This is a genomic window from Micrococcus sp. ACRRV (assembly GCF_022346985.1).
GTDB classification, from domain to species: domain Bacteria; phylum Actinomycetota; class Actinomycetes; order Actinomycetales; family Micrococcaceae; genus Micrococcus; species Micrococcus porci.
Genome location: NZ_JAKRNH010000098.1, coordinates 1 through 9,042 on the forward strand (window position 1 = coordinate 1; position 9,042 = coordinate 9,042).

9 protein-coding genes are annotated in these 9,042 nt (G+C 73.3%); 5 read left to right on the top strand and 4 right to left on the bottom strand.

Features of this window, described 5'->3' with window-relative positions:
* Positions 1 to 53: 53 nt before the first annotated feature.
* Together MHY29_RS09695 and MHY29_RS09700 are read left to right on the top strand one after the other, a co-directional pair.
* On the top strand, positions 54 to 485 hold the full coding sequence (locus MHY29_RS09695; protein ID WP_224355756.1) for a DUF3151 domain-containing protein: 432 nt from the start codon (positions 54 to 56) through the stop codon (positions 483 to 485).
* A gap of 30 nt (positions 486 to 515) precedes the next feature.
* Entirely contained in the window at positions 516 to 1,157 is a 642-nt protein-coding gene (locus MHY29_RS09700; protein ID WP_224355755.1) for a thymidine kinase, read from the top strand.
* Between the two features lie 184 nt (positions 1,158 to 1,341).
* Here MHY29_RS09700 and MHY29_RS09705 read toward each other — a convergent pair whose 3' ends face one another.
* Entirely contained in the window at positions 1,342 to 1,902 is a 561-nt protein-coding gene (locus MHY29_RS09705; protein WP_224355754.1) for a hypothetical protein, read from the bottom strand.
* Between the two features lie 153 nt (positions 1,903 to 2,055).
* Between MHY29_RS09705 and MHY29_RS09710 the strand changes: the two genes are divergently transcribed.
* Positions 2,056 to 3,345: an adenylosuccinate synthase gene (locus tag MHY29_RS09710; protein ID WP_224355753.1), complete on the top strand. Its 1,290-nt coding sequence runs from the start codon at positions 2,056 to 2,058 to the stop codon at positions 3,343 to 3,345.
* Positions 3,346 to 3,490: 145 nt separating this feature from the next.
* Here MHY29_RS09710 and MHY29_RS09715 read toward each other — a convergent pair whose 3' ends face one another.
* Both MHY29_RS09715 and MHY29_RS09720 read right to left on the bottom strand, forming a co-directional pair.
* The gene (locus MHY29_RS09715) at positions 3,491 to 3,958 is read right to left on the bottom strand and encodes a hypothetical protein (protein ID WP_239240719.1); all 468 of its coding nucleotides are present in this window, start codon (positions 3,956 to 3,958) and stop codon (positions 3,491 to 3,493) included.
* 176 nt (positions 3,959 to 4,134) lie between these two features.
* Positions 4,135 to 6,354, bottom strand: a complete 2,220-nt coding sequence (locus MHY29_RS09720; RefSeq protein WP_239240722.1) for a catalase — start codon at positions 6,352 to 6,354, stop codon at positions 4,135 to 4,137.
* Positions 6,355 to 6,550: 196 nt separating this feature from the next.
* On the opposite strand from MHY29_RS09720, the gene MHY29_RS09725 reads away from it, so the two are divergent.
* Both MHY29_RS09725 and MHY29_RS09730 read left to right on the top strand, forming a co-directional pair.
* Complete coding sequence (locus tag MHY29_RS09725; RefSeq protein ID WP_239240725.1) at positions 6,551 to 7,372, top strand: carbon-nitrogen hydrolase family protein; 822 nt, start codon at positions 6,551 to 6,553, stop codon at positions 7,370 to 7,372.
* Positions 7,373 to 7,550: 178 nt separating this feature from the next.
* The gene (locus tag MHY29_RS09730) at positions 7,551 to 8,078 is read left to right on the top strand and encodes a hypothetical protein (RefSeq protein ID WP_239240742.1); all 528 of its coding nucleotides are present in this window, start codon (positions 7,551 to 7,553) and stop codon (positions 8,076 to 8,078) included.
* A gap of 288 nt (positions 8,079 to 8,366) precedes the next feature.
* On the opposite strand, the gene MHY29_RS09735 is transcribed toward MHY29_RS09730, so the two are convergent.
* Positions 8,367 to 9,042: IclR family transcriptional regulator (locus MHY29_RS09735; protein WP_239240745.1), on the bottom strand; the 676-nt coding region annotated here is incomplete at its 5' end.

Genomic DNA, 9,042 nt, shown 5'->3' on the forward strand with positions numbered 1-9,042 from the left:
GGCCCGTCCCGGCCCCCCGATCCGCCCCCTCGCGGGCAGGAAGAGGCGCAGCCATGTCCGAGTCCCTGATCGGCAAGAACCTCATGGAGCCCCCGGCAACGCTCCTCCCCGAGGAGCCGGAGGTCCTCGCCCGCCTCGACGCCGGCGACCTCCCCGAGGACCTCGTCCCCCTGGCGCCCGAGTCCTCCCTGGTGTGGGCGCTCATGGCCGAGGACGCCTGGTCCGAGGGCCGCGCCGTGGACTCCTACGCCTACTCCCGGGTGGGCTACCACCGCGGCCTGGACGCCCTGCGCCGCGCCGGCTGGCGCGGGGCCGGCCCCGTGCCGTGGTCCCACGAGCCCAACCGCGGCTTCCTGCGCGCCCTGTACGCGCTGGGCCGCGCGGCCGCCGGGATCGGGGAGTCCGCCGAGGTGGACCGCATCCGCACCTTCCTCAAGGACTCCGACCCCACCGCCGCCCAGCAGATCGAGGCCGCGCAGGCCTGAGCGCCGCGCGTCGTCCCCCGGAGAACCCCGATGGCCAAGCTGTACTTCCGCTACGGAGCCATGAACTCCGGCAAGTCCACGGGCCTGCTGCAGGCCGCCTTCAACTACGAGGAGCGCGGGCAGCGGGTCCTGCTGGCCAAGCCGGCCGTGGACACCAAGGGCGACGCCGCCGTCGTCTCGCGCCTGGGGGTCACCCGGGCCGTGGACTTCCTGGTGCCCGCCGGGGCGGATGTGCTGGCCCTGTTCCGCGCGCATGCCGCCGGCGACGACCCCGACGCCCTCGTGGACCACGTGGACGCGCCGCCGGTGGCATGCCTGCTGGTGGACGAGGCGCAGTTCCTGGAGGCCGGCCAGGTGGACGACCTGCTGCGGATCGCCGTCCTGGAGGACGTCCCCGTGATGGCCTATGGGCTGCGCACGGACTTCCGCACGCACTCGTTCCCGGGCTCGGCGCGGCTGCTGGAGCTGGCGCACTCGCTCGAGGAGCTCAAGACCATCTGCCGGTGCGGGCGCAAGGCCGTGCTGAACACCCGCAAGGTCGTGGACGCGGCCACGGGGCGCTCGCGCTTCGTGTTCGAGGGGGACCAGGTGGCCATCGACGGGGTCGAGGTCACCTACGAGTCCCTGTGCGCGGCGTGCTACCTGGAGGAGTCCGGTGGCCGGCTCGGATGAGAGCCCGGAGTCGCGATTGCCAGGGGACTGCCAGGCTCTTCCCCCAGTTCCCCCAAGGAGGGTTCGTACGCTGAAGGCACCTCATCGAAGGTGCGAGCGATGCAGGTGCGAGTGATGACAGGCGAAGGGCCCCGGACGGCGAACCCGGGGCCCTTCGCCGCGTCCGGTTCAGGTTGGGGAGGACTCAGCTGCGGACGGCGGCGGCCAGCCTCCGGACCACGACCAGCACCACCGCGGCCAGGCCGGTCAGGAGGCTGATGCCCACGAGGGGCGGCCCCACGGCGTCGCCGATCTCCACCGCCCGGTCCATCCCGTAGAGGTCGACCAGCGGGGCCGGCGCGGTCTCGGAGCCGGGGGCGTCCCCGTAGTCGCCGAACGCCAGCATGCCGAGCAGGCCCGTCAGCCAGGACGCGCCCAGCAGGAGGTGCACCACGACGCCGGTGCGCACCCCGGCCCGGCGCTCCACCGGCGGGTTCACGCGGGGCAGCAGGAACAGCGACGCCGCCGCCAGGACGCCGAGGCCGCCCTGGACCATCCACCCGAACATGATGTAGGTGAACAGCAGCCAGCCGCCGTTCTCCGTGGCGAAGCGCCCCACGATCACGCACAGCGGCAGGAGCGCGAAAGCGACGATCCAGAGGACCGCGGGCAGCCAGCGGGGCGTCCCGACGGACGGGCCCGCGGGGCGCAGCTGGTGGGGGAGGGGTGTTCCGGGCGGAGGCATCACGGGGTGCGGCACGGCCATGCCCCCAGCCTAGGCGCAGCCCTCACCCAGGAGGGTGTCCCAGGTCACGCTGGTAGGATTCGGGGGTACGGCCTCCGTGCGCACGCAAGGGGGCGTTTTCCATGTGCGGGACCGCGCGGTCGAGCGCCGCGGCCCCAAGAGGAGAGATGCAGCATGCCAGCGATCGCGATCGTCGGCGCCCAGTGGGGCGACGAGGGCAAGGGCAAGGCCACCGACCTGCTGGGCGGCCGCGTGGACTACGTCGTGAAGCCCAACGGCGGCAACAACGCCGGGCACACCGTCGTCGTCAACGGGGAGAAGTTCGAGCTGAAGCTCCTGCCCGCCGGCATCCTGTCCCCGAACGCGGTGCCGCTGATCGGCAACGGCGTGGTGATCAACCTGGAGGCCCTCTTCGAGGAGATCGACGGGCTCGAGGCCCGCGGCCACTCCTGCGCGAACCTCAAGATCTCCGCCAACGCGCACCTCGTGGCCCCGTACCACCAGACCATGGACAAGGTCACCGAGCGGTTCCTGGGCAAGCGCGCCATCGGCACCACCGGCCGCGGCATCGGCCCCACCTACATGGACAAGGTGGCCCGCCTGGGCATCCGCGTGCAGGATATCTTCGACGAGTCGATCCTGCGCCAGAAGATCGAGGGCGCCCTGCGGCAGAAGAACGAGCTCCTGGTGAAGCTCTACAACCGCCGCGCCGTCACCGTGGACGAGATCGCCGAGTACTTCCTGGGCTACGCGGACCGGCTGCGCCCCATGGTGGTGGACTCCGTGAACCTCCTCAACGACGCCCTGGACGAGGGCAAGGTCGTGCTCATGGAGGGCGGCCAGGCCACCTTCCTCGACGTGGACCACGGCACCTACCCGTTCGTGACGTCGTCGAACCCCACGGCCGGCGGCGCGTCCGTGGGCGCGGGCATCGGACCGACCCGGTTCTCCCGCACCATCGGCATCGTGAAGGCCTACACCACCCGCGTGGGCGCCGGCCCGTTCCCCACCGAGCTCTTCGACGAGATGGGCGAGCAGCTGCGCATGACCGGCGGCGAGTTCGGCGTGAACACGGGCCGCCCCCGCCGCACCGGCTGGTACGACGCCGTCCTGGCCCACTACGCGGCCCGCGTCAACGGGTTCACGGACTACTTCCTGACCAAGCTGGACGTGCTCACCGGCATCGAGAAGATCCCCGTGTGCGTGGCCTACGAGGTGGACGGCGTGCGCCACGACCGCATGCCCATGACCCAGACCGAGTTCCACCACGCCAAGCCGATCTTCGAGCACTTCGACGGCTGGACCGAGGACATCTCCGGCGCCCGCGCGTTCACGGATCTGCCGCTGAACGCCCAGCGCTACGTGGAGGCCCTCGAGAAGCTCTCCGGCTGCCGGATCTCCGCGATCGGCGTGGGCCCGGGCCGCGACGAAGTCGTGCAGGTGCGGGGCCTCATCGAGGACTGAACCGGACGCTTTCGTTCGGGAAACGGCCCCGGTCCGGGAGTGATCTCCCGGACCGGGGCCCGTTTCGTTTGGTCCCGACGGCGCCCTGGGCGTCCCGTTCTCCGGGCGGCAGGGCGGGACGGGGGCGCCTCGGCCTCCGGCGTCCTCAGCCCTCCGCAAGCGGCACGAACACGGCCTGCTCCGTGGTGCACTGCGTGAGGGCGTCCCGCGCGTCCCGCTCGAGGTCGTCGACGAGGACCCGCCCGCCCGTCCAGCCGCGGGAGTCGCCCAGCAGGACGGTCGTGCCGTCCGGCGTACGGACGCCCGAGACGCGGTCGCTCTCGCGCACCAGGGTGCTGCCGGACGGGAAGGCGAGGGGGAGGGAGGTGTGGTCGGGTACGCCGACCGCGCCGTCGTCCACCACCAGACAGCCGCCCTCACTCACCTCGAGTGTGCCGGTGAGCAGACCGCTCGACTCGCCCTCACGCTGCTCCCAGGGTGAGGGCGCGAGGAAGAGGCGGGTGCCGGCGTCGTCGACCACGGTGATCTCCGGCGTGGGAGCCGCGCACCCGGCGAGCAGGGCGGCTCCGGCCGCGGCCAGGGCGACGGCGGACCGGCGCGTCGGGACGTCCATGCGGCCCTCCTCTCCGCCCGCGGGCACGGGCTGAGAGGAGTCTGCGGCCCGGTACCCCCCGGGTCAAGGTGCCGACGGGCCCCGGCTCGGGAGCGAACTCCCGGGCCGGGGCCCGTTTCGGCAACGACAGCGCTGCGACACGCCCCCGTTTCCCGAACGAAAACGGTGGGTGGAGGTCAGTCGGCGAGGCGGCCCGTGGTCGGGAAGCGCTCCCACACGCGGTGCGCGGGCATGAGATCCTTCAGCTGGGCGACGGCGTCGGCGCCGGCGTCCACCGTGAGCACACCCGGGGTGCCGGTCAGGCCGAGCTCGTCCAGCACGGACGTTCCCTCCCCGACGGCCACGATGGCCTTGGCATGGCGCCAGGCCTCCTGGACCAGCTTGGCGACGCGCGGGTCCACCGCGTCCGGGGCGTCCGCCGCGGCCTTGGCGTCCAGGCCGTGCTGGGCGTCCGCGGCGGGCGGGGTCGCGCCCAGCACCACGACGGCGTCCAGCTCGATCGAGGCGGCGGTGAGGTAGGCGCGCTGCGCCACGACCTCGCCGGCCACGGGGCCGCCCTTCGGCGCGATCACGAGCGGCACCATGCCCGCGCCGTGGATGCCCTGCACGGCGTCGCCGAGCTCCTTCTCGTCCACCTGCGGGCCCACCACGAGGCCGACCTGGCGGCCGTCCACCGGCCAGGTCTTCCCGATCTGGGACAGCGCCGCCGAAGGCTGGACGTCCGCAGGGGCGTCGGCGGGCGCCGGCACGGGCATGCCGAGCCCGTCGGCCACCTGCTGGGCCAGGCGCGGGTCGATCGCGCCGAGGTTCTGCAGCTGGCGCACGCGGATCGTCTCCTCGTAGCACTTGCCGAGCTCGAACGTGTACGCCTGCGCCACGTGCTCGCGCTCCACCTCGGAGAGGGAGAGGAAGAACAGGCGCGCCTGCGAGAAGTGGTCGTCGAAGGACGCGGCGTGCGCGCGCTCCTTGACCGAGGCCGGCAGCGGCTCCGGGTGCTCAATGAGCGCGTGGTCGTCCGCGGGAGTCTCGTACGGCAGGCCGCCGTCGAGCGAGTTGGGCCGGTACGGTGCCACCCCGCGATGCACGGCGCTCTGGTGGAAGCCGTCACGCAACATGTCATTGACCGGGGCGTGCGGGCGGTTGATGGGCAGCTGGGTCCAGTTCGGCCCACCGAGGCGGGTGAGCTGGGTGTCCAGGTAGGAGAACAGGCGGCCCTGCAGGAGCGGGTCGTTGGTGACGTCGATGCCGGGCACGAGGTTGGCCGGATTGAAGGCCACCTGCTCCGTCTCCGCGAAGTAGTTGGACGGGTTGGCGTTCAGCGTCATGAGGCCGAGGGGCTGCACGGGGACGAGCTCCTCCGGGACCAGCTTCGTGGGGTCGAGCAGGTCGATCCCCTCGAACATCTGCTCCTCGTTGTCCTCGAACACCTGCACGCCGAGCTCCCACTCCGGGAAGGCGCCGGCCTCGATCGCGTCGGCGAGGTCACGGCGGTGGTAGTCCGGGTCCGCGCCGTTGGTGATCAGCGCCTCCTCCCATGTCACCGAGTGGACACCGAGCTTGGGCTTCCAGTGGAACTTGACCAGCACGGTGGAGCCGTCCGCCGCGATCAGGCGGTAGGTGTGGACGCCGAAGCCCTCCATCATCCGGAAGGAGCGCGGGATGCCCCGATCGGACATGTTCCAGATGGTGTGGTGCTGCGCCTCGGTGTGCAGGGAGACGAAGTCCCAGAACGTGTCGTGCGCGGACTGCGCCTGCGGGATCTCGCGATCCGGGTGCGGCTTCACCGAGTGCACCACGTCCGGGAACTTGATGGCGTCCTGCACGAAGAACACGGGCATGTTGTTGCCCACCAGGTCCCACGTGCCCTCGTCCGTGTAGAACTTGGTGGCGAAGCCGCGGGTGTCGCGGGCCAGATCCATGGAGCCGCGGGAGCCGGCCACGGTGGAGAAGCGGACGAACACCTCCGTCTCCTTGTCCTTCGCGAACAGCCCGGCCCGGCTGATCTTCGCGGCGGTGCCGTAGCCGCGGAACACGCCGTGGGCACCGGCGCCCCGGGCGTGGACCACGCGCTCGGGGATGCGCTCGTGGTCGAAGTGGCTGAGCTTCTCCCGCAGGTGATGGTCCTGCAGCAGGGTGGGGCCGCGGCGGCCGGCCTTGAGCGAGTGGTCCGAGTCCTGCAGGCGCACGCCGTGCGCGGTGGTCAGGTACGGGCAGCCCTGCGCGGCGGTCGCGGGGTCGGCGCCGGTGTCCTGGCCGGTGGGGGAGACCTGTGCCGGACCGCGCTGGTCCGGGGCCGGGACGGCCACGGGCTGGTCCGGGTCGGTGAGGGCGGTGTGCTCCTCGAGGTCGGGGGTGATCGGGCCCGGGGTGCCCGGGATCTTCGGCTGCTCGGCCATGGCGGTGACTCCTTGGGTCTCGGCTGCTCCGCGCCGAGGGGCGCGGATCCGGTCGGACGACGACGGCGGCGGGCGGGCCGACGTCGCGCCCGTCTTCAGCGTGGAGGGTGGAACCGGTGCTGACCAGGGGTGACGTCCTCCCTGTTCCTCGACGGACGCGCTGAGGTGGGGGCACGGCGTCGCTAGGCTGGCGGGCATGAGGATCGCCGTCGGACAGTTCGGGCCCACGGGCCGCGTGGAGGACAACCTCGAGGCCATGGGCCGGCTCGCCGCGCGCGCGGCCGCGGAGGGCGCCGGGCTCCTCGTGCTCCCCGAGGAGGCGATGCTCACGTTCCGGGAGGTCGAGGACGAGTTCGCGCACGCCGTCGCCGGCTCCTGGGAGCCGTTCACCGAGGGCCTGGCCCGGCTGGCGCGGCAGCACGGGCTGGCGATCGTCGCGGGCGGGTACGAGCCCTCCGCCACGGACCGCCCGTACAACACCCTCGTGGCGGTGGACGCGGACGGCGCCGTCGCCGGCGCGTACCGCAAGCTCCACCTCTACGACGCGTTCGAGCACCGCGAGTCCGATCGCATCACCCCCGGGGACCGCGGCCTCGTCACCGTGGAGGTCGGCGGGCTGACCGTGGGGCTGCAGACCTGCTACGACCTCCGCTTCCCCGAGGTCTCCCGCGCCCTCGCCCTCGCCGGGGCCCAGGTGCTGGCGATCCCCGCCGCGTGGTTCGATGGCGAGCACAAGGTGGACCACTGGCGGACCCTGCTGCGCGCCCGCGCCGTGGAGAACACCGTGTGGGTGGCCGCCGCGGACACCGCCTCCGCCGCCACCGTGGGGCACTCCGCGATCATCGACCCCCTCGCGCTCACCCTCGCCGAGGCCGATGACGACGCCGCCCCCGAGACCCTGCTGTGCGCGGACGTCACCGCCGACCGGGTCGAGGAGGTCCGCCGCACCGTGCCCGTGCTGGCGAACCGCCGGACCGACGTGCTGACCCCGCCGGTCGACGTCGAACCTGGGGGCTGAGCCGACGCACCGACGGGCCGGGTCCGCGGCCGACGACGACGCGCACGGCCCCCTGGCCGGTCACCGTTGGCCGACCCTGTGGCGGGGTGCCTAGAATCGGGGCAGATCCATCACGCCGGGACCCCCGCGTCCCGCATCGCACCACGCCCCGTCGGGGGCGGAACCAAGGGAGCACCCGATGAACACCCAGGCCCATGGCGCGCACGCCGTCCAGACCGTCGGCGGCACCGCCGCCCCGCAGGCCCCGGCGCGCCGCGCCGTCGTCGCCCCCGAGGCCGTCGAGCCGGCCCGTCCCGTGGACGGCTGGGGCTTCGTCAACCGCATCCTGGTGGTCGCCACCGTGCTGATCGTGGCGTTCGAGCTGTGGCGCGCCGCCACCGGCCTGCTCTCCGACGGCCCCCGTGTCCTGGGTGAGGACGGCGTGGGCTGGGTCGCCGTGCTCGAGGCGTTCATGTTCGCGCTCGTGGGCGGCGCCATCGCCGGCGCCGCCGGCTACGGCATCGTGCTGCTCATGGGTGGCGCCGCCCGCTCCGCCGCGCGCTACGCCATCGGCGGCCTCATCGGCGGCTTCCTCGCCGCCGTCGGCGTCATCTTCGTGTTCTCCAACACCGCCGCCCTGTCCGTGGGCGGCCACCTGTTCTGGATGCTCCCGCTCGCGGGCCTGATCGGCGGCGCCTGGGCCGGGATCACCTCCGCCAAGTCCTGAGCCGTTTCGCGCGGCACGACGCCGGGCCGTCCCCGAGGAGGGGGTGGCCCGGCGTCGTCGTAGGGGCCTGGCATGGCCTCGGAGCGCCGAACCGTCCCCGAGACGTGGGAAGGGCCCCGGATTCGCCGTCCGGGGCCCTTCGCCTGTCATCACTCGCACCTGCATCGCTCGCACCTTCGATGAGGTGCCTTCAGCGTACGAACCATCCTTGGGGGAACCGGGGGAGGAGCCTGGCAGTCCCCTGGCAATCCCGGTCCGGAGGTGAGGCCTCCGCCCGACCCCGCGGGGTCAGTCTGCGTCCTCCGTCGGGGCCTCCTCGCCGAGGGCGCGGGCGAGCCGCGTGGTGGCGTCCGCGAGCGCCCGGCCGCAGCGGTCGGCGTGCTCCGCCGTGCAGCGGTAGTCCGGCACGAGCGCGCTGAGGGCCGCGACGACCCGTCCTCCCACGACGACGGGCGAGGACAGCGCCGTGACGTCCTGCTCCACGGAGTGCCCGCCGTGGGCGTACCCGCCGGGGGGCACCTCCCCGCGGTACACCTCGCCCACCGCGGTGCCCTCCAGCGGTACGGTGCGGCCCACCCAGCTGGCGTGGCGCACGGAGTGGGTGCCCTCCACGATCGCGATGTACACGGCCTCCTGCGCGCCGTTGCGCAGGGACAGGTACACGGACTCTCCGGTGGCCTCCGCCACGCTGTCCATGGGGGCGCGGGCGAGGCGGACGAGGGGCTCGCGGGAGAAGGCCCGGGCACCCAGCTGGATGAGGCGGGCCCCGGGGCGGTACTCGCCCTCCTCCTGGCGGTCCACGAACCCGGCGGTCTCGAGGCTGCGCAGCAGGCGCAGGGCGGTCGAGGCGGGCAGGTCGGTGGCGCGGGCCGCCTCCGCCAGGCTCAGGCGCGGCTGGGCGACGACGGCGGCGAGCAGGGCCAGGGCGCGGTCCACGGTGCGGGTGGAGGCGGGGGGCGTGGTG